22 protein-coding genes and 1 pseudogene are annotated in these 22,106 nt (G+C 65.6%); 9 read left to right on the forward strand and 14 right to left on the reverse strand.

Translation table 11 applies throughout. The annotated features are described in order from the left end of the window. Positions 1-9: 9 nt before the first annotated feature. From GFK26_RS21415 to GFK26_RS21445, 7 genes are all read right to left on the reverse strand, one after another. The gene (locus GFK26_RS21415) at positions 10-738 is read right to left on the reverse strand and encodes an amino acid ABC transporter ATP-binding protein (protein WP_153283759.1); all 729 of its coding nucleotides are present in this window, start codon (positions 736-738) and stop codon (positions 10-12) included. Beyond that, complete coding sequence (locus tag GFK26_RS21420; RefSeq protein WP_153283760.1) at positions 722-1,369, reverse strand: amino acid ABC transporter permease; 648 nt, start codon at positions 1,367-1,369, stop codon at positions 722-724. Before GFK26_RS21420 ends, GFK26_RS21415 begins: the two co-directional genes overlap by 17 nt. A 13-nt stretch (positions 1,370-1,382) precedes the next feature. Next, on the reverse strand, positions 1,383-2,066 hold the full coding sequence (locus tag GFK26_RS21425; RefSeq protein WP_153283761.1) for an amino acid ABC transporter permease: 684 nt from the start codon (positions 2,064-2,066) through the stop codon (positions 1,383-1,385). A 236-nt stretch (positions 2,067-2,302) separates the two neighbouring features. Further along, positions 2,303-3,115: a transporter substrate-binding domain-containing protein gene (locus GFK26_RS21430; RefSeq protein WP_228121733.1), complete on the reverse strand. Its 813-nt coding sequence runs from the start codon at positions 3,113-3,115 to the stop codon at positions 2,303-2,305. Positions 3,116-3,147: 32 nt separating this feature from the next. Continuing rightward, positions 3,148-3,972 (reverse strand): transporter substrate-binding domain-containing protein, encoded by an 825-nt coding sequence (locus GFK26_RS21435; protein WP_153283762.1) that lies wholly within the window; start codon positions 3,970-3,972, stop codon positions 3,148-3,150. Positions 3,973-4,014: 42 nt separating this feature from the next. Then, positions 4,015-5,094 carry an Ldh family oxidoreductase gene (locus tag GFK26_RS21440; RefSeq protein WP_153283763.1) on the reverse strand — a complete coding sequence of 360 codons (1,080 nt, stop codon included), beginning with the start codon at positions 5,092-5,094 and terminating at the stop codon, positions 4,015-4,017. Beyond that, positions 5,091-6,119: an NAD-dependent epimerase/dehydratase family protein gene (locus GFK26_RS21445; RefSeq protein WP_194273930.1), complete on the reverse strand. Its 1,029-nt coding sequence runs from the start codon at positions 6,117-6,119 to the stop codon at positions 5,091-5,093. Before GFK26_RS21445 ends, GFK26_RS21440 begins: the two co-directional genes overlap by 4 nt. Before the next feature lie 93 nt (positions 6,120-6,212). Between GFK26_RS21445 and GFK26_RS21450 the strand changes: the two genes are divergently transcribed. After that, the gene (locus tag GFK26_RS21450) at positions 6,213-7,184 is read left to right on the forward strand and encodes a LysR substrate-binding domain-containing protein (RefSeq protein ID WP_153283765.1); all 972 of its coding nucleotides are present in this window, start codon (positions 6,213-6,215) and stop codon (positions 7,182-7,184) included. A 17-nt stretch (positions 7,185-7,201) separates the two neighbouring features. Here GFK26_RS21450 and GFK26_RS21455 read toward each other — a convergent pair whose 3' ends face one another. The 5 genes from GFK26_RS21455 to GFK26_RS21475 are packed head-to-tail and all read right to left on the reverse strand — an operon-like array spanning position 7,202 to position 11,271. Continuing rightward, positions 7,202-8,095, reverse strand: coding sequence for a hypothetical protein (locus GFK26_RS21455; RefSeq protein WP_194273931.1), 894 nt, complete (start codon positions 8,093-8,095; stop codon positions 7,202-7,204). Between the two features lie 13 nt (positions 8,096-8,108). After that, positions 8,109-9,695: an aldehyde dehydrogenase (NADP(+)) gene (locus GFK26_RS21460; RefSeq protein ID WP_153286059.1), complete on the reverse strand. Its 1,587-nt coding sequence runs from the start codon at positions 9,693-9,695 to the stop codon at positions 8,109-8,111. 10 nt (positions 9,696-9,705) lie between these two features. Continuing rightward, complete coding sequence (locus GFK26_RS21465) at positions 9,706-9,999, reverse strand: Dabb family protein (protein ID WP_153283767.1); 294 nt, start codon at positions 9,997-9,999, stop codon at positions 9,706-9,708. Continuing rightward, entirely contained in the window at positions 9,996-10,448 is a 453-nt protein-coding gene (locus GFK26_RS21470; RefSeq protein ID WP_153283768.1) for a nuclear transport factor 2 family protein, read from the reverse strand. The genes GFK26_RS21465 and GFK26_RS21470 overlap by 4 nt, the downstream gene beginning before the upstream one ends. A 13-nt stretch (positions 10,449-10,461) precedes the next feature. Further along, positions 10,462-11,271 (reverse strand): ribonuclease activity regulator RraA, encoded by an 810-nt coding sequence (locus GFK26_RS21475; protein WP_153283769.1) that lies wholly within the window; start codon positions 11,269-11,271, stop codon positions 10,462-10,464. Positions 11,272-11,445: 174 nt separating this feature from the next. On the opposite strand from GFK26_RS21475, the gene GFK26_RS21480 reads away from it, so the two are divergent. From GFK26_RS21480 to GFK26_RS21500, 4 genes and pseudogenes are all read left to right on the forward strand, one after another. Beyond that, positions 11,446-13,041 carry an IclR family transcriptional regulator domain-containing protein gene (locus tag GFK26_RS21480; protein ID WP_153283770.1) on the forward strand — a complete coding sequence of 532 codons (1,596 nt, stop codon included), beginning with the start codon at positions 11,446-11,448 and terminating at the stop codon, positions 13,039-13,041. Positions 13,042-13,488: 447 nt separating this feature from the next. After that, a complete protein-coding gene (locus GFK26_RS21485; protein WP_153283771.1) occupies positions 13,489-14,349 on the forward strand; it encodes a fumarylacetoacetate hydrolase family protein in 861 nt (286 codons plus the stop codon). Next, positions 14,346-15,404 carry a gentisate 1,2-dioxygenase gene (gene gtdA / locus GFK26_RS21490; RefSeq protein ID WP_228121734.1) on the forward strand — a complete coding sequence of 353 codons (1,059 nt, stop codon included), beginning with the start codon at positions 14,346-14,348 and terminating at the stop codon, positions 15,402-15,404. The genes GFK26_RS21485 and gtdA overlap by 4 nt, the downstream gene beginning before the upstream one ends. Positions 15,405-15,576: 172 nt before the next feature. Continuing rightward, positions 15,577-16,448: pseudogene (locus tag GFK26_RS21500) on the forward strand (Bug family tripartite tricarboxylate transporter substrate binding protein). Between the two features lie 41 nt (positions 16,449-16,489). On the opposite strand, the gene GFK26_RS21505 reads toward GFK26_RS21500, so the two are convergent. Together GFK26_RS21505 and GFK26_RS21510 are read right to left on the reverse strand one after the other, a co-directional pair. Then, positions 16,490-17,392: a LysR family transcriptional regulator gene (locus GFK26_RS21505; protein WP_153283774.1), complete on the reverse strand. Its 903-nt coding sequence runs from the start codon at positions 17,390-17,392 to the stop codon at positions 16,490-16,492. Positions 17,393-17,459: 67 nt separating this feature from the next. Next, positions 17,460-17,855 (reverse strand): MarR family winged helix-turn-helix transcriptional regulator, encoded by a 396-nt coding sequence (locus GFK26_RS21510; protein ID WP_194273932.1) that lies wholly within the window; start codon positions 17,853-17,855, stop codon positions 17,460-17,462. A gap of 202 nt (positions 17,856-18,057) precedes the next feature. On the opposite strand from GFK26_RS21510, the gene GFK26_RS21515 reads away from it, so the two are divergent. The 4 genes from GFK26_RS21515 to GFK26_RS21530 are packed head-to-tail and all read left to right on the forward strand — an operon-like array spanning position 18,058 to position 22,094. Then, positions 18,058-18,480, forward strand: a complete 423-nt coding sequence (locus GFK26_RS21515; RefSeq protein ID WP_153283776.1) for an acyl-CoA thioesterase — start codon at positions 18,058-18,060, stop codon at positions 18,478-18,480. 18 nt (positions 18,481-18,498) lie between these two features. Then, positions 18,499-19,377: a 3-keto-5-aminohexanoate cleavage protein gene (locus GFK26_RS21520; protein ID WP_153283777.1), complete on the forward strand. Its 879-nt coding sequence runs from the start codon at positions 18,499-18,501 to the stop codon at positions 19,375-19,377. A 2-nt stretch (positions 19,378-19,379) separates the two neighbouring features. Then, complete coding sequence (locus GFK26_RS21525; protein ID WP_228122083.1) at positions 19,380-20,372, forward strand: 3-hydroxyacyl-CoA dehydrogenase NAD-binding domain-containing protein; 993 nt, start codon at positions 19,380-19,382, stop codon at positions 20,370-20,372. Beyond that, positions 20,373-22,094, forward strand: a complete 1,722-nt coding sequence (locus GFK26_RS21530; RefSeq protein ID WP_153283779.1) for an acyl-CoA dehydrogenase family protein — start codon at positions 20,373-20,375, stop codon at positions 22,092-22,094. Positions 22,095-22,106: the final 12 nt, after the last annotated feature.

Genomic DNA, 22,106 nt, shown 5'->3' on the forward strand with positions numbered 1-22,106 from the left:
GTGTAGAAATCAGGCCTCGGCGCTGACGAACTGCGCCAACTCGGGCGTCGAGGGCTTGCGCAGGATGTCGGCGGTGCCGCTTTCGTGCACCTTGCCGTCGCGCATGTAGATCACCTTGTGGGCCACGTTGCGCGCGAAGGCCATCTCGTGCGTGACCAGCACCATGGTCATGCCGTCCTTGGCCAACTGCTCCATGACGCGCAGCACCTCGCCGGTGAGCTGCGGGTCCAGCGCGGAGGTCACCTCGTCGAACAGCATCAGCTTGGGTTCCATCGCCAGGCTGCGGGCGATGGCCACGCGTTGCTGCTGGCCGCCCGAGAGCTGCTCGGGGTAGGCCGACATCTTTTCCTTCAGGCCCACCTTGGCCAGCACCGCGGTGGCGATCTCGCGGGCCTCGGACGCCTTGATGCCCTTGACCGTGCGCGGCGCCAGCGTCACGTTCTGCTCCACCGTCAGGTGCGGGAACAGGTTGTAGCTCTGGAACACGATGCCCACGTCGCGACGCAGCCTCTTCACGTCCAGGCGCGGATCGTGCAGCGCGTGACCGCAGACCGTCAGCTCGCCCTGGTCGATCTTCTCCAGCCGGTCCATGCAGCGCAGCGCCGTGCTCTTGCCCGAGCCGCTCTGGCCGATGATGGCGGCCACCTGGCCCCGTTCCACATCGAAGCTGACGCCGCGCAGCACATGGTTGGTGCCAAAGGTCTTGTGGATGTTGCTGAGTTCAACGACGGCTGACATTAAGCTTCCTTTCGAGCTTGCGGGCCTGCCGGGACAAGGGATAGCAGACCGCGAAATACAGAAGACCGGCCAGCCCGAAGTACAGGAATGGCTGGAACGTGGTGTTGTTGAGGACCTTGGCGTTGTAGGAGAGCTCGGTGTAGCCCACCACCAGCGAGGCCACGGACGTGTTCTTCACGATCTGCACCATGAAGCCCACGGTGGGCGGCGTGGCCAGCCGCAGGCCCTGCGGCAGCACCACCATCCGCATGCGCTGTGCGCGCGACAGGCCCAGGCATTCGGCGGCCTCCCACTGCGACTTGGGCACGGCCTCCAGGCAGCCGCGCCAGATCTCGCCCAGATAAGCGCCGGCGTAGAAGGTCATGGCCAGCGTGGCCGCGAACAGCGGGTTGACCGACTGCATGCCCAGCAGGCTGGGGCCGTAGAAGCACAGGCCCATCAGCACCAGCAGCGGCAGGCCCTGCATGAACTGGATGTAGGCCTGTGTGACGCAGGCGACCACGCGCAGCGGCGAGATGCGCGCCAGCGCGATGACCAGGCCGAACAGCCCGCCGAACAGGAAGGTCAGCAGGCTCAGCAGCACTGTGCCCCACAGGCCCTGCAGCAGCGAGCCGATGTATTGCATGTTCATGTTGCGGGCTCCCTCAGATTGGCGTGCCGAGCTTGCGCCGGCGCGTGAACAGGGCCAGGTTCAGCAGCCAGAAGGCCGCGCGCAGCAGCATCGACAGCGCCAGGTACACGATGCCGAGCACCACGAACACCTCGAAGTTGCGGAAGGTGTCGCTCTGCACGCGGTTGGAGATGCCGAACAGCTCCTCGACCCCGACCGACGACAGGATGCTGGAGGCCAGCATCAGCAGCACGTACTGGCTGGCCAGCGACGGGTACACGCGCTCCATGGCCGGGCGAAGCACCACATGCAGGTAGACCTGCGTGCGCGACAAGCCCAGGCATTCCGCCGCCTCCAGCTGCCCCGGCTGGATCGAGTCGATGCCCGCGCGCATGATCTCGGTGGTGTAGGCGCCGATGTTGACCACCAGCGCGATGGTGGCGCCCACCAGGATGGGCAGGCGCAGGCCGATGCTCGCCATGCCGAAGATCAGGAAGTAGCTCTGGATCAGCAGCGGTGTGTTGCGGATGGCTTCCACATAGCCGGCCACGATGCGTTGCAGCCAGGTCGGACCGCTGGTGCGCGCGATGGCGCACAGCGTGCCGAACAGAAAGCCGATGATGGTGGCAAAGAAGGTCAGCCGCAGCGTGACCCAGGCGCCTTCGGCGAACAGCGGCCAGAACGCCAGCACGGCGCCGAAATCGAATTCGTAGTTCAAGGGGTGGATCTCGGGTGAGGCCGCTGCGTGGCGCGGGGCTGGCAGCGGAGAAGAGGAAGGGCAGAGCTCATGGTGCGAGGGGAGGGCGTCCCACCATCCGGACAGGTGATGGAAGACGCGTGCCGGGAATGCTAAAGAGCACCCCGGTGTTCGGGACGTTCGGGGTTAACCCGAGTCGCCCGGAATCGTCCCGATGGGTGGGACGCAACCCCTTGCGTTGGCGTGCGCAGCAGCGTTCAGGAAGCGGACTTGAGCACCGCCGCAGGCAGATCCGCGCCTTGGTGCTTGCGGTAGATCGCCTGCAGCTTGCCGTTCTTGAGCTGTGCCTGGATCCAGCGGTCGACCCACTCCTTCATGCGTGTGTCGCCTTTGCGCAGGCCGACGCCGAACAGGGATTCCTGCAAGGGCAGCTTGGGCTCCAGCTGCCGCGCGGGCGCCTTCTGGTTGATCAGGGCGATCAGCGTGGTGGCCTGCGCGATCACGTCCATCTGGCCGCTGACCACGGCGGTCATGGTCGTGGCCTCGTCCTCGAAGCGCACGATCTCGGCGCCGTGCGGCGCGAGCTTTGTCACGTCGGCGTCGTTGGTGGTGCCGCGCGTGACGGCGATGCGCTTGCCCGCCAGGTCCGCCGGCGTGCGGATGACCATGGACTTCGGTGCGGCCACGAACGTGGAGATGCCGGAGTACGGAATGGAGAAGTCGATCGCCTTCAGGCGCTCGGGCGTGATGGTCATGGCCGAGATCACGATGTCGGCGCGGTTGGTGATCAGCAGCGGAATGCGGTTCGCCCCGTTGGTGGTCACGATCTCCAACTCCGCGCCCAGGTCCTTGGCCAGCAACTGGGCGGTCTCGACTTCCGAGCCGGTCACCTCCAGCTTGTCGTTCTTGTACGACCAGGGTGGTACGTTGAGATCGATCGCGATCCGGATCTTGCGGCTCTCCTGCACTTTGGCGAGCGTATCGGACTGGGCCAGGGCGGAAGGCGCCCACAGGGTGAACGCGGCGGCGCACAGGGCGCCGAGGAAGCGGCCGGAATGGCGCATGGTCATGGCGGTGTCCTTGATGTTGATCTTGGCGGGGATCAGGCGCCTGCGGCACGCGCGACATCAGGCGACAGGTCGGCGTTGTGGTGCTTGCGGTAGATGGCGTTGAGCTTGCCGTTGCGCAGGTTCTCGCGCACCCAGTCGTCCACGCGGGCTTTCAGGCGAGTCTCGTTCTTGCGGATGCCGATGCCCGTGAGGTTGGTCTTGACCACCAGCTTGGGCTCCATCGCCAGCTCCGGCCGCCGCTGGTTGACCGGGGCCAGCAGGGCGGGCGCCGTGCAATAGAACTCGGCCTGGCCGCTGAGAACCGCGGTGATGGCGGTCGCATCGTCGTCGAAGCGCACGACCTCGGTGCCGGGCTTGACGACCTTGGTCAGCTCGGCGTCGTTGGTGCTGCCGCGCACCACGGCCACCTTGCGGCCCACTAGGTCGTCCATGCGGGCCAGCGGCGTGGCGCGCTGTGCGCCCACGATGACCTGGATGCCGGAATACGGCACCGAGAAATCAATCACCTTCTCGCGTTCCGGCGTGATCGACAGCGTGGAGATCACCAGATCGGTCTTGTCGGTCAGCACGTACGGGATGCGGCTGGCTGGATTGGTCGGCACGATCTCCAGTTTGAAGCCCAGGTCCTTGGCCAGAAGTTCGGCGACCTCGACCTCCGACCCTGCGAACGCGAGCTTGGCGTCCTTGGCGGAGTAGGGTGGCGCGGCCGGGTCGATCGAGATGCGCAGCACACCGCTCTTGGTGATGCTGTCCAACGCGTCGGCGTGGGCTGGCGCCCAGGCCACGTTGGCGAGCGTGCAGGCGAGGGCGGCCTGTAGCCAGGCGCGGCGAAGGTTGGGTATGGGACGGTGGTGCATGTCTTGTCTCCTGGTCGTGTTGTGTGTGAAAGGAATTTGGAATCAGGCCGTCTGGGCATCGCGCTGGTTCAGCGCCTGCGGCAGCGCGAGGCCACAGGCCGAGGCGTACGGCGCCAGGCCGTCGAGGATGGCCTGGTCTAGCACCACGCCCTCGGCCAGTGCCGTGCGCTGCCGCGCCATGGCCTGGTCGCCGGGCACGCGCACGCGGTCCACGCCAGGACGTGGCGGGTTCGCGTGGCAGGCTTCGATCAGCCAGTCGGTCTCGTCAGTGAATGCGCAGCGGCCACCGAAGGCTGCCGGGTCCAGCACCTGCAGGAAGGTGTTCATCACGGTGCCGGTGGGACCGTCGCGGCGGCCGTAGCCCGACAGGCCCTGCGTCAGCGACTCGACGAGCAAGGCCATCGCGTAGCCCTTGTGGCCGTGGTCCAGTCCCCCGACGGGCAGCAGGCTGCCGTCGCCCTGCAGCAGCACGGCAGGGTCGTCCGTGGGCTCACCGTGTGCGTCCATCACCCACTGGCCCGGGAGCCGGCCGCCGGCCTTGGCCACCTGCGTCGAACGCTTGATGGTGGTGATGGAGCAACTGATGTCCAGCAGCACAGGGTCGCCGCCGCTGGGCATGCCGGCGGCCAGGGGGTTGGGGGTGAACACACCTCGTGTGCCGCCAAAAGGGGCAACGCCGCTGTGCGCGGGGCCCGAGCAGGCCAGAACCACCATCAGCCCGCGCTCGGTCAGGCGCGGCAGATAGGTTGCCAGCGCACCGGTGTGGTAGCCGTTGGCGATCGTGCAGGTGACGACGCCGTGCGCCTCGATGCGCTCCAGCGCCACGTCGATCGCGCGGTCGATGAGCCAGGCGCCCGGCAGGCGCCGGCCGTTCCAGGCCACGCAGGCACCGCGGTCGGAGAGCACCTCGGGCTCGCCGTGCAACGCCATGGCGCCGCTGCGTGCCTCCTGCAGGTACCAGGGGGCGATGGCCAGCCCATGGGTCGTGTGGCCCATCATGTCGGCCGTGACCAGCGAGCGCACCACGCTGTCGATCTTGTCGGACGCGAGGCCGGCCGCCTCGAACAGTTGGCGCGCGAACGCGCGGACGGCGGCGACGTCGTAGCGCGGGCCCTCGCTCACCGTGCGCTCCTGCCGGCGGCTTCGTCGACCATGTCGAACAACGAATACTTCGGCGCATAGCCCAGCAGTGCGCGCGCCTTGGCCGCGCTGCCGTGCGTGCGGCCCAGCTCCACGGGGATGCGTGCCTCGACGTAGCGCCGGCCCGTGGCCTCGGCCAGATAGGGGATGAACTCCGCCAGGCTGACCGGCGTGGCGGGCGCCAGGTTGAAAGTCTCGCCGATGGCCTCGGGCTTGTCGTGGATCAGCAGCAGGCCCTGCACGATGTCGCGCACGTCGACCAGTTCCTGCGTGTGCGGCTTGCCGTCGGCGTCGCGTGCCAGCAGCAGCGGTTCGTCGGGTGCGACCAGCGGCTCCAGCACGTCCAGGATGCTGCGCAGTTCGGCCTGGCTCGTGGCGCCCGCATGGTGCGTGCTGCTGGCCTTCAGGTTGCGCACGCGGCCGTTCACGTAGAACGCCGCGCTGGAGTATTCGCCGTTCGGGTCCAGCAGCTCGTGCGCAGCCTCGATGTGCGAGAACACCGCCGTGCTGATCTTCAGGTTGGGCTCGGAACGCGCGTAGAACGCGGCCATGTCCTCGCCCAGCAGCTTGCTCAGCCCATAGAACGTATAGGGCTCGCGCGGGTGCAGTTCGTCGGTCGGCCGGTAGCGAGCGAAGCGCGTGGGGTAGACCTGATCGCTCGACGCGAACACGAGGCGCACCGGCTGCTTGGCGGACTGCTGTGCAGCGGCGCGCAGCACGTTGTAGGTGCCAACCACATTGGCGCTCCAGATCAGGTCGCGCGCCTGTGGCTGGAACGAGATGGCGGCCGCCATGTGGAACACCGCATCGGCGCCCTCCATGGCCTGGCGCACCGCGGACAGCTCGGCCAGGTCGCCGACCACGCAGTCGATGCCGGCGCCCTGCGTGGCCGCCAGGTTGCGATCCTGCGGCAGTGCCAGCGTGCGCACGCGCCAGCCCCGTTCCAGCAAGGCGCGCGCGAGCGTGCCACCGACGCGCCCCGTGGCGCCTGAGACGAAAACCTGCATGGGATGTCTTCCTTCGAGTATGTTGAACCGGCTCGCACTGTAGGAGCGATGCCATCCAATTAATATTGAAGAAATTTCCGGATTTGATACGCAATGGTTATCAGCAGAGATGATGCGCAAGAGCAGGCCGCGGAGCGCGCGCGGCATCGACTGGTGGGCCGCCTGCGGCTCAAGCATCTGCGCCTCATCGACGCGCTGGCGCGCACCAGCAGCCTGCGGCAGGCGGCAATGGCGATGAGCCTCACGCAGCCGGCGGCCACCAAGATCCTGCAGGACCTGGAGGATGTGCTGGGCGTGCAGCTGTTCACGCGTCGCGCGCGCGCGATCGAGATCAACGACTTTGGCCGCTTCGTCGCCGTGTACGCGCGCCGCATGCTCGGCGAGACGCAACGCTTCGGCGTCGACCTCGACACGCTGGTGCGCAGCGGCCACGGCACGCTGACCATCGGTGCCATCATGGTGACGGCTGCCGGCTTGCTGCCGGCAGCGGTGCTGGAGCTCAAGAAGACGCGGCCCGCAGTCTCGGTGCGCATTGTCGAGTCCTCCAGCGACCGGCTGCTGGCGGACCTGGCGAAGAACGAGTTCGACTTCGTGCTCGCGCGCTTCGTGCGTCCGCAGGACAGTTTGCAATTCGAACTGCTACCGCTCAGCGACGAGCCGCTGTGCATCTTCACGGGACGCGAGGGCCCGGTCTCGCAGCGCTCGCGCAGCCTGGCCGACCTGCATGGCCTGCCCTGGGTGATCCAGGATTCGCCCACGCCGACGCGGCGCCTGCTGGAAGCCGAGTTCGGCGGCGAAGGCCTGGGACTGCCGGCCGACCTGGTGCGCGTGTCGTCGGTCTACACCATGCTCAACATGGTCGAGAAGGCGGGCATGGTCGGCGTGCTGCCGCGCGCCATGGTCGACAACGAGGGCGAGCGCTTTCGCGTCTTGCCAGTGCGGCTGAAAAGCGCGCTGTCACCCTACGGCATCGTCACGCGGCGTGGCATGGAACTGACCCCGACTGCGCAGGACATGATGGCCATCCTGCAGCGCCTGGCGCGCAAGAAGCCGCGCCGCGGTTGACGGCGCGGCGCACCGGTTCACCCCAGCACGATGTCGAGCTGCCCCTGCAGCTGCGCGCCGGGCGCCAGGATGCGGGTGCCCGTGCCCGCCACATTGCGCGCGTGCAGGTTGAAGCCGTCGGGCAGATGGCTGACCGGCTCGATGCAGACGTGTGGCGCGTCCGCGGGCCGGTGGATGACGAGCTGGTCCATCGCGCCGCTGGCGAGCAGCAGGACGGGTCTGGCCTGCGCAGAACGGAGTTCGAGCGTGCCGGACCAGTCCGCGATGAAGTGCGTGACCTCGCCAGCCACAAAGTCCGTTGCGCCCAGGATCCAGAGCCGGCGGTTTCCTCCATCGGCCGCGGGCTCTCGCGGCAGGTAGTCGGCGTCGAACGGCCAAGCGGGGCCGGCATCGAACCGCACCTGGTTGTCGGCCCGGTGCACGAAGTACGGGTGCAGGCCCACGCCGCCCGGCATGTCCGCGCTGCCCGTGTTGCGCAGTGTGAGTGCGATGCGCACGCGGCCCGGGTCCAGCGCGATGTCCATGGCGGCCTCGAATGCCCACGGCCAGTGCGCGTCGGCGGCGTGCACATAGGCCAGGCGCGCACGGCTCTCCTCGCATGTCAGCAATTGCCAGGGCCGGCGCTGGGCGATGCCGTGCAGCGTGTGGGGGCTGCCCGCGTGCGGTGTCAGCGCCCAGTCGCGATCGGCGTGGCGCAACCGGGCATCGCGGATGCGCCCGTTGTAGGGCACGAGCGGGTAGATGCCTCCCTTGGCCCATTGGTCAAGGTCGGCGTGCTGCTCGGGGTAGGGCTGGAGTACCTGCTGCAGCAGGCCGTCCGGCGCGGCCAGCGTGCAGGCGGTGATGCGCCCGCCGGCGGCAGGCAGCAGGCGCAACTCGGAACGGCCGGCGCGCAGCCTGACGGCGTTCATGGCCACGCCGTGCTCAGGGCTGGCGCAGAGCGCCATCGACCATGCGCCACAGGCCCAGCGGATTGGCCTGCTGCAACGCGGCGGGCAACAGTGCGTCCGGCAGATCCTGGTAGCACACGGGGCGCAGGAAGCGCTCGATGGACTCGGCACCGACCGAGGTGAACATTGCGTTCGACGTGGACGGGAACGGGCCGCCGTGCACCATCGCGTGGCAGACCTCTACGCCCGTCGGGAATCCGTTGACCAGGATGCGGCCAGCCTTGCGTTCGAGCACCGGCAGCAGGCGGCGAGCGTCCGCATGGTCGGCGGTGCCCAGCTGCAAGGTCGCGGTCAACTGGCCTTCCAGTTGCTCGGCCACCTGCAGCATCTCCTGCAGGTCGCGTGTGCGCACGACGATGGCGGCGGGGCCGAACATTTCTTCGCGGAGCGTTGGCGTGGCCAGGAACCGCGCGGCATCGGTCACATACAGCGCGGCCTGCGCGGCATTGGGCCGATCGCCCGCATCCGCCCCGAACACGGCCGTTTCCACACCGGGGGTCGCGCCGACTTTCTGCGCGCCGGTCTGGTAGACCGCGTGGATGCCGGGCGTGAGCATGGTCTGCGCGGGCGTGGCGGCCAACGCATCGTGCGTGGCCTTCAGAAAGCTGGCAAAGCCGGGGCCGTCGCAGGCCAGCACCAGACCTGGGTTTGTGCAGAACTGGCCCGCGCCCAGGGCCAGAGAGGCCGCGAAGCCCTTGCCGATGGATTCGGCCCGCTCAGCCAGCGCCGCCGGCAGCAGGAACACGGGGTTGATGCTGCTCATCTCGGCATAAACCGGAATGGGCTGGTGCCGTGCATTGGCGATCTTCTGCAGCGCCAGGCCGCCCTGGCGCGAGCCAGTGAAGCCAACGGCCTGGATGGCCGGGTGGGCCACCAGCGCCTCGCCGATCTGGCGGCCGGCGCCGATCAGCAGCGAGAACACGCCCTCGGGCAGGCCATGGGCCTGCACCGCCTGCTGCAGCGCGCGGCCGACCAGTTCGGACGTGCCCAGGTGCGCGCTGTGCGCCTTCACGATCACGGGCGCGCCCGCGGCCAGCGCGGCGGCGGTGTCGCCGCCGGCCACCGAGAAGGCCAGCGGGAAGTTGCTGGCGCCGAACACCGCCACCGGGCCCAGCGGCAGCTTGGCCAGGCGCAAGTCGGCGCGCGGCAGCGGCTGGCGCCTGGACTGGGCCGGATCGATCGTGGCCTTGAGGAAATGGCCGTCGCGCACGACCTTTGCGAACAGGCGCAACTGGCCCACCGTGCGACCACGCTCGCCCTGCAGGCGCGCGATGGGCAGGCCGCTTTCTTCGTGCGCACGTGTGATCAGCGTGTCGCCGAGCGCCAGGATTTTCTCGGCGATTGTTTCCAGGAAGGCCGCGCGCGTCGCCAGTGGCAAGCTCCGATAGGTGTCGAACGCCGCAGCGGCCAATGTGGCCGCGCGCTCCACGTCGGCGGCGTCGCCCAGGCCGAAGATGGGCTCGGCGATCTCGGCGTTGGTGGAGGGATTGAAGGCGCGCTGGGTGCCTGCGCTGCCGCGCACGGCGCTGGCGCCGATGAGCATGTCGCCGGTGAGGGTCATGGTGGTCATGTCAAACGGTGTAGTCGACGGCGGCCCAGTCGAAGTAGGGCTTGAGATCTGCGACCAAGGCCTGGTGCAAGGGATGGAACCGGTACTCGTCGAGCGCTGCGGCGCTCTCGACCTCGGACTCCAACACGTAGTCCCAGCTGATGGGGCGCACGAGTTCGTTCGCGGCCACGCGCCAGTGGCGGATCGCGGGGATCTGCGCGCCCAGGGCAGCCATTCGCTCGGCCAGCGCGCCTTCACGCGCAGGGTCCTTCTCGACGTCCGTCTTGCGTCGAAAGAGCACGACGTGGCGGATCATTTGGCAGCCCCTTCGCTCTTGAGCGCGTAGCCACGCCCGACGTAGTCGAAGCCGACCAGTTCGTTGATCGGAGTGCCCTTGTCGGCCGGCGAGGCGTAGTAGGCGCGGATCTCCTTGATCTTGCCGTTCTCGAAGTCGTACCACTCGGCGCCGCGCAGCGCCGTGCCGCTCCTGTTCTTCCAGTGCGTCCACTCGATCATGGCCTCGGGCTTGTCGTGGCTGATCAGGATGCGCTCGATGGTCCATTGCGAGCCCAAGGTCTCCACGCACCAGATCCATTTCTTCGCGATGGTGTCGGCCGTGCGCCAGGGCACCTCGGGCAGGCCGGCCGGGAAGTAGTGCACAGCGTCGGGCGTGAAGCAGTCGATCAGCGCCTGGTAGTCGGCCGCATTGCAGGCGTCGAAGTAGCGGCGGATCAGGCCGTCGTAGTCGTCGGGGGTGTAGGTCATGTCTCTTTCCGGTTCAGCGTGCGCCGACGGGCTGCACGGGCTTGATCTCGGGGCGGCCGGCGGCCACCCATTCCTCGTGCTGGCGGCGCGTGGCGTCGCTGGGCGGGTACAGGCCCCACAGCGCCTCGCCGGCCTGCACGCGCAGGGCCAGGTAGGCCTCGATGTCGTCGCGCTTCTCGCACAGGTCGGCCATCTCCTCGGCCAGGTGGGCGGGGATCACGGTGATGTTGTCGCCGTCGCCATGGATCACGTCGCCGGGGTACACGGCCACGCCGGCGCAGCCGATCGGGACCTGCAGGTCGGCCACGTGGTGGTAGGAAAGCCGTGTGGTCGCGGTCACGCCGGTGCACCAGATCGGGAAATGCATGTCCGACAACTCGGTGCCATCGCGAAAGCTGCCGTCGGTGACCACACCGCGCGCGCCGCGCATCATCATGCGCGTGATGAGCATGTTGCCCATCGATGCGGCGCGGCCGTCCTTGTTGCTGTCGATCACCAGCACGTGGCCGGGTTCGATCTGCTCCACACCTACCCACTGCAGGTTGTCGGCGCTCGGCTCGGTCGTGAGATTGCCGTATACGTCGACGTCTTCTCGTGCAGGAATGAAGCGCATCGTGTAGGCCCGGCCTGCGAAAGGTTTGATCTTCTTGTTCAGCGGCGTCAAGCCGTGCAGCACCGGCTGGCGAAATCCCTTGATGTAGAGCTGCGTGGTGAGCGAGCCGCTCGTGGCCTTTGCGAGGCGGTCGAGCACCGCATCGGGCACGAAGGGAGCGGGTGCACGCTGGGGAATGCTGGCCAGCGGCTTGGGCGGGGACGTCGTCATGAAGGCTGTCTCAAATGGTGGGATCGGACGAGACCACAGGTCATCGCAAGGGTGGAATGCTCACTGTAAGGAGAGAGGTCCAAAAATAGAATGGGCCGCAGTTGCGTTGCCGCCATGCACGGCACACCCAGTACCGCTATCTGAGACAAACAGGCAAACAAGGGCTTCATCACCATGGCCACCACTCCCGGCGAGGGCACCGGTGCCCTCGAAAAGGCACTCGACGTGCTCGACGCCATCGGTTCCGCGCCCGAAGGGCTGGGCCAGAGCGAGCTGGCCGAGCAGCTCGACCTGCCGCGCACCACCGTCTATCGCCTGCTTGCCACGCTGGTCGCGCGCGGGCTGGTGCGGCGCGATCCGCTGCGCAAGGTCTACTGCCTGGGTTTCCGCTGCTTCGAAATGGCGCGCCAGGCCTATGCCATGCCCGACCTGGTGGCGGCCGCCGCGTTCGAACTGCGCGCGCTGCGCGACCTCACAGGCGAGACAAGCTACCTGGCCGCGCTCGATGGACGGGAGGTCATTTCACTGGAGCGCTGCGATGGCGCCCACAGCCAGCGCTCGGCTGCCGTGCTCGGCCAGCGCAAGCCGGTGCATTGCACCAGTCAGGGCAAGGCGATCCTCTCGGCCATGCCCGACGGGGCACGTGACGCCATCGTGCGTGATGTGGTGCTGAAGCCGCTCACGCCGCTCACCATCACCGACCGGCGCCGCCTGCAGGCCGAGCTGCGCATCACCCGGGCGCGCGGCTACGCCATCGACGACGAGGAAATCGTGCTCGGCGTGCGCTGCGTGGGCGCGCCAGTGGTCGATGCCGCGGGGCAGGTGCGGGGGGCAATCAGTGTCGCGGGACCGGCCTATCGGCTCACGCGGGCCCGGCTCGAATTGCTCGGCCCCGAAGTGGCCGAGGCCGCGCGCCGTGTCGGTGCGCAGTTGCAGCCGGCCGGCAACGACCCGGCACCGAGCACCGAAGCAGCGTTGACGGCACTGCCGGGCCACTGGGCGTTTCATGGCGCGCACCCGCTCTGGTCGGCCGATGGCCGAAGCTTCTGGTGGGCCGATGCGCTCGCGCCCTCTGTACACCTGCATGCAAACGGGCAGGACCACGAGGTGGCGACGATCGAGGCGCCCGTGGTCGCGTTGCTGCGCCATGAACACGACGTGATCGCGGTGCACGAGCGCGGCGCGCAGCGCATCTCGGCCAACGGGCAGTCGTTGCCTTTCGAGCCATGGCTTGCGGGGCAGGTGCTCGCGGCCTGCAACGGCGAGGACAGCATGGTCTGGGCTGCGTTGGCCCTGCCCGAGGCCGGCTCCGCCATCGGCCGCCTGCGCGACGACGGCACGCTCGACGTGCAGTGGCGCATGGGCGAGACAGTGCAGGCCCTCGGCTGGCACGCGCAGGAGCAGACCCTATACGCCACGGCGCCGGGCTCTGGGACGATCCTTCGGCTTCAGCCGGGGCAGGGCGCCATGCGCCGCCTGGCGACTGTGCCCAAGGGATCGGGACGCGTAAGCGGGTTGGCGTTCGACGCGCAGGGCGGAATCTGGACCGCGCTGTTCGACGGCTGGAGCGTGGCGCGTTTCACCGCCGACGGGCAACTCGACCGGGTAATCGGCCTGCCGGTTCCGTGCGCGACCGACCTGGCGTTTGCACCGGCTGCCGACGGCGAAAAGGGCGAGAGGCTGGTGATCACGACCGCGCGACATAGCGTGCCGCTCGACACGCTGACAAGCGCCCCGCTATCCGGGAGGTTGTTCGCTCTCGATGTATGAATGGCCTTCGGAGCAACTGCCTTCGAGCAGAGGGTCAGGGATCCCACCGTGTTCACGGTTGCATGCGATCCGGGCTGCGTGCAACCGCGCTCAGGCGCAAGTCTTGGCGATCGCGTCGAGCCTCGCACGCGTTCTCCCGATCCCGCTTCCCCTGGACCCCGACATCGTGGGACCGTGCGGGGTGCGAAGGTTCTATCTGCCAAAACAATACTCTGAATTGCTGCGATTGCATTGAGGAATTGGTGCGGAATTCCTAGACTTTGCCGATGCAGGATCACCGGACCGCAGCGTCGTAGAGGAGACAGCAGGGCGTCTCGATCAACAGCGGTCAGGGCCACCCTTCGTCTTCGACATTTGGCCAATGCGCCGGTCCGTCTCCTTTTCGCCAAGGATGCAAACGGCTCGGTGCCGCATGTCCTCCAACCTTCAAATTCGATCGAGCTACTCATGAAAATCTGCCGTTTTGACGATAACCGCCTTGGTCTTGTCGAGGGCGATGTCGTCCGCGATGTGAGCGCAGCGCTGGACGTCTTGCCAACGTACAGGTATCCCCTGCCCAGCGTTGATCCATTGATCGCCCATCTGCCGCAAGTGATGGAGCGAATCCGTAGCGTCGCTGCATCCGCTGAGTCCTTGCCGCTGGCTGGTCGCCGCTTCCTTTCTCCGGTTGCCAATCCTGGAAAGGTCATCGCAGCACCTGTGAACTATCGCAAGCATCTGGAGGAAGCGCGTGCTGATGCCTCAATCCACTTCGACAGCCAGGTCGCAGAGATTCAGAGGATTGGCCTCTTCCTGAAGGCGAACAGCTCCGTCGTCGGTACCAGTCACGGAGTCGAGATCGAGCATCCGGAACGCCGCAACGACCATGAGGCCGAACTGGTGCTTGTCATTGGCAAGCGCGGCCGAAACATTTCTCGCGAGCGTGCCTACGAACACATCGCGGCGTATTGCGGTGGGCTCGATATGACCGTGCGAGGGCCGGAGGAGCGCAGCATGCGCAAGTCGATCGACACGTACACAGTGTTGAGCCCCTGGATCGTGACCGCAGATGAATTGCGCAATCCACAGGAACTCGATTTCTGGCTCACGGTGAACGACGAGCCCCGTCAGCGGGCGAACACCCGAGATCTCGTGTTCGACATCCCGACGCTCATCGAGTTGGCATCTTCTTACTACACGCTCGAACCGGGAGACCTGTTCTTCACTGGCACGCCCGATGGTGTCGGCCGGGTGGTGAGCGGCGACCTGATCCGCGCCGAGTTCGAGGGCATCGGGCGTATGGAAGTCTCCGTGCGGAACGCGCTGTGAATACACCGAACGCTTCTCTCGCCAAGGTGGGCGGCGAAGGGCAACAACTGCAGCGCCGCGCGTTCTACGACCGCATTGGGGAAGCCCACTGCACGCCACTCTGGGAAGTGCTGCATGGCTTGGTCACCAAGGAACCCAATACGCCATGCCTGCCCAACCTTTGGCAATGGCAGCAACTCTGGCCTTGGTTGCAGGAGAGCGGTCGACTGATCTCGGCCAAGGAGGCCGAGCGCCGCGTCCTGGTGCTGGAGAATCCGGGGCTGCGCGGACGAACGCGTATCACGCACAGCCTCTATGCCGGCCTGCAGTTGATCTTGCCGGGTGAACTCGCCCCTGCGCATCGCCATTCGCAATCGGCGCTGCGCTTCATGATGCACGGCTCCGGCGCCTATACGACAGTCGATGGCGAGCAAGTCACGATGAGCGAAGGCGACTTCATCATCACTCCGTCGTGGGCCTTTCACGAACACGGCAACACCACCGATGAGCCGATGGTGTGGCTTGATGGCCTGGATCTTCCGATCGTCGAGGTGCTCGACGCCCAGTTTCGGGAAGACGGGGCCACCGAGCAGGTTGCGCAACAGCACGCCGGCACCAACCTCGCGCGGTTCGGAAACACGATGAAGCCGATCGGATACAAGAGCCGAACGAAGACATCACCGTTGTTTTGGTATCCCTATGCACGCACGCGCGAGGCATTGGAGGTGCTGCGCAACAGCGAAGATCCGCACCCGAGCTGGGGCCACAAACTTCAGTACACGAATCCCGTCACGGGCGATTGGGCGATTCCGACCATCGGTACGTGCATGCAGTTGCTGCCGGGCGGTTTCGTTGGCGCCAGCTATGGCTCCACCGATTCCACCGTCTATGCCGTCGTGGAGGGCACTGGCCGGTGCGTCATCGACGGACGGGAACTGGCCTTCGGACCCAAGGATGTGTTCGTGTGTCCCTCCTGGATGCGCTACCGCTTGGAAGCAGACTCGGACACTGTCCTCTTCAGCTTTTCCGATCGCCCGGTGCAAGAAGCACTCGACCTCTGGCGAGAGCGGTTCTGAGCTAAAGAAGGCATGGGGCGCTGGCATGGGGCCCTGGGACGTGCAGGAACGTCGAAGGCAATAGTTCAAAGAGAGACAAAAAATGACTCGGCTTCTCGGAATCCTCCTCGGCGTCCTGGTCATGCTGGCGGCACCTGCCCAAGCAGAGGAGTGGCCCGCCAAGCCGATCAGGATGATCGTGCCCTTCCCGGCGGGCGGCCCGACGGACTTCATCGCAAGGGAGTCCGCTGAGATCCTTCGCCGGGAATTGAAGCAACCGGTTGTCGTCGAGAACCGAGCGGGTGGCAACGGTGTGCTCGGCCTGAACGTGTTGGCCAAGGCACCCGCGGACGGCTATACCATTGGCCTCGTGTCGATCACGCTCGCGATCGCGCCGCACCTGGGACGTCCTTTGATCCATTCAAGGACTTTGCTCCGATTACCAATATTGCCTCCACGACGCCGGTTCTGATCACGCAGCCTGACAGTTTGTTCAGAGATCTGCGCGAACTGGCCGGCTACGCCAGAGCGAACCCGGGCAAGGTTGCTTATGGCACACCGGGCGTCGGCACGGTTCCTCACTTGGCCGCTGAACTGTTCCAGATTGAAGGCCGCGTCCAACTCAATCATGTCCCCTACAAGGGGGCGACGCAGCAGATCCAGGACCTGATCGGCGGCCTCACCCAAGTCGACTTCCAGAGTTCGCTTGCGGTGGCGCTTCCGCATCTGCAGTCGGGACGCATCAAGGCGATCGCAGTGCTCTCGGAGCAGCGTTCACCCTTGTTGCCGCAAGTTCCGACGGCCAAGGAGTCGGGCTATCCGACCATGGTGGTGGCGCCCTGGTTTGGCCTCGGCGCCCCGGCCGGTGTCCCAGGCAGCATGGTCGAACGCATGCACGCCGCGTTGGTGAAGGGGCTGTCCAGCAAAGAAATCGATGCAAAGTTTGTCAGCCTCGGTTTCACGCTGTCGCCTAGCGCGTCGCCGGCAGACTTCGCAGCCCAGATCAGATCCGAGCACGCGCGATGGGGCAAGATCATCAAGGCAGCGAACGTCAAAAACGAATAGTGACGGCGCGGCGCCGTAACGCCGCGCGTTGTCCACTGGAACTACCCGCGACCGAAGAGCAAGGCGACCTGTTCGCGCAGCCACCTGTTTCGTGGATCTTGGTCGTAGCGGCGGTGCCAGTGTTGCTGTATTGGGAACTTGGGGATCTGGTAAGGGGGGGCTACGACCACGACGCGGTCAGTGCCCGCGAACACGCGGCCCACAGGCGTGGGAACTGTCGCAATCATGTCCGTCGAAGCGACGATGATCGGCAGCGTGAGAAAGTGCGTGCTGCGAAGGCGGACCTTGCGCACGATGTTCCTGCGGTCCAGATAGTTGTCCACCAGTTCCTGGCTGCGAGTCGGAGACTCCACGACCACGTGCTCGAGTTCGGAGAAGGCGGCCTTGGTGAGATGGCTTGCCACAGGATGCCCCGCTCGCAGGATGCAGGAAAAACCATGCAGCATCAATCGCTGCTTCAAGAACGCGCTGCTCCTGAGGTCTGGAAGGTAGCCCAGCGCCAAGTCGACCTGGCCCGCCTCCATCGCCACTTCGAGTTCTCGTGGCGAATAAGACGCGGCTTGGAAAGTTGCATGCGGAGCAAGGCTTCGAAAGGCCTCCACCAGCGTCGGGAGGAAAACCATTTCACCTACGTCTTGCATCGCAAAGCGAAACTCCGTCTTTGCCTCGGCTGCAACAAAGAAAGGGGCTTTCAAGACCTTCTCGTGGATACGGTGCAGCATCGCACGGGCTTCATCCGCAAGTTCCAATCCACGGGCTGTGGGCTGCATTCCCCCTGCGGCTCGAACGAACAGTGGGTCGCCAAATTGCTGGCGCAAACGAACGAGGGCCGAACTCAGCCCCGGCTGGCTCATCTTCAATTTTTGAGCGGCGCGCGTAACACTGCGCGTCTCGTCCAGCGCGGCAATAACGGCCAGCAAATTCAGGTCAAAAGTGCCCTTCATGCGGGGATCCTGTCGATGGTGGTGAAGACGCCGGCATTGCCGCCCCCAGGGCTTGTGACGCGCTGTGCTACGCCTCGTCGGGAGCCACTTTGGCCAACAGCTCCAGCAACTGCTGGCGTTCCTTCGAGGTGAGGCGCTCCGCGATGTTTTTTTCACATGCGGCGAATGCAGCTTGGTAGCGCTTGAGATCGATCTGGCCGGATTCGCTCAGATGAAGGGCATATACGCGGCGGTCCGACGTTGCGGCTCGCCGCACAAGACCTCTTCGCTCGAGGTCGTCCACCACCTTGACGACGCTCGGTCCGGCAATGTTCAGCAGACCGCCGAGCGCAACCTGGCTGATGCCAGCGTTGGCCCCGATGGTCAGGAGTGCGGCAAAGCGCGCCGGGGAAATTCCCGGGTCGACGAAGCGGGCGAGCGACTCGTCACAACGGACTTGCGCGCGCTTGATCGCAAAGGCCATTGACGCGGCCAACACGGGACTTGGTTTGGGCGTCTGTTCGGCGCCAGCCTGGGGCGCACTGGCTGAAAGAGAGGATTTCAACATCGTGGCGTAAGGGTAAGTACGAGGGGGGAGTTGGCTTCATTCTAGTTGACGACTAATCATGAGCCATCTACATTCTGAACATCGTTAATCGTTAGCCAGGCTAACAAGTAAACAAGCTATGTATAGCTACACATATATCCGACGACTTCATTGGAGCGAGTGCGATCCGGGCGGAATCATCTTCTTTCCGAACTACGCACGCTGGATGGTGGAGGGGCTCAACGAGATGTTCCTGAGGCTCGGCATCGACCCCAACGCAGTCAAGGACGCTAGCACCCGTGGCGGACTGCCGGTCCTCGGGCTGTCCATGAAATTTCTCAGTGCGCCCGCGCTTCACGAGTCCGTCACGCATCGAATCCTGGTCGAGAAGGTGGGTGGTAAATCCATCGCCTTCCTTCATCAGTTTCTCCGGGGCGACGAGCTCTTGATGGAGGCGCAGGAGACCCGCGTCTGGGCCGAACACCTGCTTGGCCCCGGAGGCGGCCTCCGCACCCTCCCTGTGCCTGACGACGTCCGGGCGCTGCTCGAACGTACCCACTAACCCAACCGAGGAAAAGCAATGCGTAACAACAAGATCATCATCACGGTCGCGCCCACCGGTGGCATGGCCAAGAAGTCCCAAAACCCCCATCTGCCCACGCAGCCTGACGAGATTGCCGAATCCGTCTACCGCAGCTACAACGCCGGCGCGTCGGTGGTCGCGCTCCATGCGCGGCGCCCGGACGATGAGGCGACCTGCAGCCCGGAAATCTATGGACGGATCAACAGTCTCATCCGGGAAAAATGCAACATCGTCATCAACAACTCTACCGGCGGCGGCATCGATGGCGACATGGTCATCGAGCGTCCCGACGGTCTTTGTGAATCGAACTTCGAGGAGCGGCTCAAGGGTCTCGATGCGGGTGCGGAGATGGCGACCTTCGATTGCTTCACCGTTGCCGCCCTGCAAGGCAAGCGGGAGATGCTGGTCCCCACGACGCCCAGCCAATGCGATCGCATGGCTGCGCGCTTCATCGAGCGGGGCATCAAGCCCGAGTGGGAGGTCTTCAGTCCTGCGCACATCCTCCAGGAAGTGACTCGCCTTATTCCCGTGTGTGACAAGCCTCCGTACTTCATCAATATCGTGTTGAACGCGGACCGGGGTTTCCAGGGCGCCATGCCGTACACGCCGGAGATCCTGCAGATGATGGTCAAGCTCCTGCCGAAGGACTCGATCTTCAATGTGTCGGCGATCGGAACGGCGCAGCTACCGGCCACGACCCACGCCATTCTGCTGGGCGGGCACGTGCGTGTGGGCCTGGAAGACAACCTGTACTACAGCAAAGGAAAACTGGCCACCAACGAGATGCTGGTGGAGCGCCAGGTCCGGATCGTGCGGGAGCTTGGCTTCGAACCGGCGACGCCCGAAGAAGCGCGGCAGATGATGGGTCTGGCTTGACCGTGGCGCCGGATCTTCTTCCTTTGGAGGCCATCCGGGTCGTCGGCCTGGCCGGGGCCGGCTCGGTCGGAACTGCGTGGGCGGCGCTCTTGCTGGCACATGGCTACGAGGTCCTCTTCTATGACCCGGATGCGCAGGCTGGCACGCGATTGAAAGATGGAGTCCGGGAGGCCTGGCCGGCGCTGCGGGCGATCTATTCGGGATTGGATCCGCTGCCGCCGCTGGAGCGCGTTGGCGTCGCCGCCACCCTCGAGGACCTCGCACGTGGCAGTGACCTTGTGCAGGAAAACGCAGGCGAGTCGTTGGAAACCAAGCGCAGCGTGTTGAGCACCATCGACGCCGCCCTACCCGCCAACAAGCTGATCCTCTCCAGTAGTGGCGGAGTGCCTCCGAGCCGGCTGCAGGAGTTTTGCGCGCGCCCCGAGCGGCTGCTGCTAGGGCATCCGTTTCATCCGGCCTACCTGGTTCCGCTGGTGGAAGTGGTGGGAGGCGAACGCACGCGCGAGGACGCCGTCGACTTGGCGATGCGCTTCTACACCGCCTTGGGCAAGCACCCGATTCGTTTGAAGAAGGAAATGGTCGGTCATCTGACCAACCGGCTGCAGTTTGCAGTCTTGCGAGAGGCCATTCATTGCCTCAGCGAGGGCGTGGCTTCTGCGGACGACATCGACGCTTCCATGCGCTGGGGTTTGGGGCTGCGCTGGGCCATGGTGGGGCCGCTCATGACCTTCAATCTCGCGGGAGGTCCGGGTGGCATCGAGCAGCTCATTGACCGCTTTCGCAGCGATGTGGAGCAGTGGTGGGGTGCGTTGGGGGCTCCCATGCTCACCGACCAGGTCTGCGAAAAGCTCTTCGCCGGCGTACGCGAGCTTCGCCACGGGATATCCAACGACGAATGGGCGCGTTGGCGCGACTCGGCGCTCGTCGAACTCCTGCGATTCCGGTCGGCGCTGCCGTACCCGGCGGATGCAATTCAACCAAGACAGGAGAACTGAGTGGACACCGGATACGGCTATCACGCCGAACTCATCCAGCGACACATCGAACTGGTGCCTGGCTATGCAGCAGTCCGCGAAGCGTTGACGTCTGACATCGATGTGGGATCCGACACGCTGCGTGAAGTGCTCGGCGCCGCCGCCACGTTCGCCGAAGAACGGCTTGTGCCGATGAACATCGCGGGCGACCGGCAAGGCTGCCGCCTCGAGGAGGGAAGGGTGCGGATGCCTGATGCCTACAAGCCGGTGTGGGCGGAGCTTGCCGGCAACGGGTGGAACAGTGTCGATCAGCCAACGCGTTTTGGCGGCCAGGGCTTGCCTGCCTTTGTGAATGCAGGTTGCCGCGAACTGTTCGACCGTGCGTGCATGGCAGTCGGCATGCTGACGGGGCCAACGCGCGCCGGGACGTTGGTGCTGCTGGAATTCGCTGACGAAACTCTGCAGCAGGAATGGATCCCCAAGTTCGTCTCTGGCCAGTGGTCCGCGACGATCTGCATTTCCGAGGCGGATGCAGGCTCGGACGTCGGACGTATCCGTACTCGCGCGGTGCGCGGTGAGGATGGGGCCTGGATGGTGACAGGCGAGAAGATGTGGACCTCCTTTGGCGACAACGATCTCGTCGAACGAATCGGCCATCTGATGCTGGCGCGCACCCCCGATGCCCCGGCCGGCTCTGCGGGGCTGAGTCTCTTCCTCGTGCCGAGCAATGTGCGTGACGGTGTCGGGAACTGGGTTTCCAACGGCGTCACACCACGCCGCATCGAGGAGAAGCTGGGGCTTCACGGCTCGCCGACCTGCGCAATGGGTTTCGAGAATTCACGCGCGTACTTGCTGGGCGAGGTGAATCGAGGATTGCCTCAGATGTTCGTGATGATCCAGAGCATGCGCTTGATGGTGGCCATCGAAGGCGTGGGCATCTCCTTCGGTGCGGAGCAGACCGCGCTTCGCTACGCCGCGGATCGGCGCCAGGGCGGTGCGTCGTCTCGCCCGCCGGTGACCATCAACTCGCACGCGGATATCCAGCGGCAGCTCCTGTCCATGGCGGCACGCGTGGAGGTGCTGCGCGCATTGGTCTACGAGCTTGCAGTGCGGATCGACGCGGAAAGGACGGGCGTTGCGACAACCGCCGCCCACGCGAACGTGACCCAGTGGCTACTGCCGATCGTCAAGGCCAGTTGCGCCGAAGCCGCCTTCGACGTGCCCAACGCAGCGATTCAGGTCCTGGGCGGTGCCGGCTACACGCAGGAGTGGCCCTGCGAGCAGTGGCTGAGGGACGCACGCATGATGTCGATCGCCGAGGGGTCCACCGGCATCCAGGCGCTCGACCTGGTGCATCGCCGTCTACTCAAGGACGGTGGTCGGACGCTGAGTCATTTCATCGAGACGGTGTACCGCGAAGTGAGTAGCGCCGACCGATCGCTGGCCGAACCAGCGGTCAATGTGATCGAGCGCCTGAAAAACGCGGGGGCGACGCTGCTGTCGTGGGCCGGGCAGCCGCGCGATATCGAAGCTGGCGCAGTTGCGTTTCTCCATTTGTCCATGTTGGCCTGTACAGCGTGGATGGCCGTTCGTATCGCCCATGGAGAGAGCAACGATGCGATCGGAAGGCGCCTGGCCGCAGCCGGCCGGTTCTGGCTCCACGATCTTGATGCTCGAGCCGCCTTCCACGAAGCCGAGATCCTGCGCGGTGCAGAGCGCCTTGGCGAATTCCAAAACATTTAGGTGAAGAACATA

The sequence above is a fragment of the Variovorax paradoxus genome, from assembly GCF_009498455.1.
Lineage (GTDB): Bacteria > Pseudomonadota > Gammaproteobacteria > Burkholderiales > Burkholderiaceae_C > Variovorax > Variovorax paradoxus_H.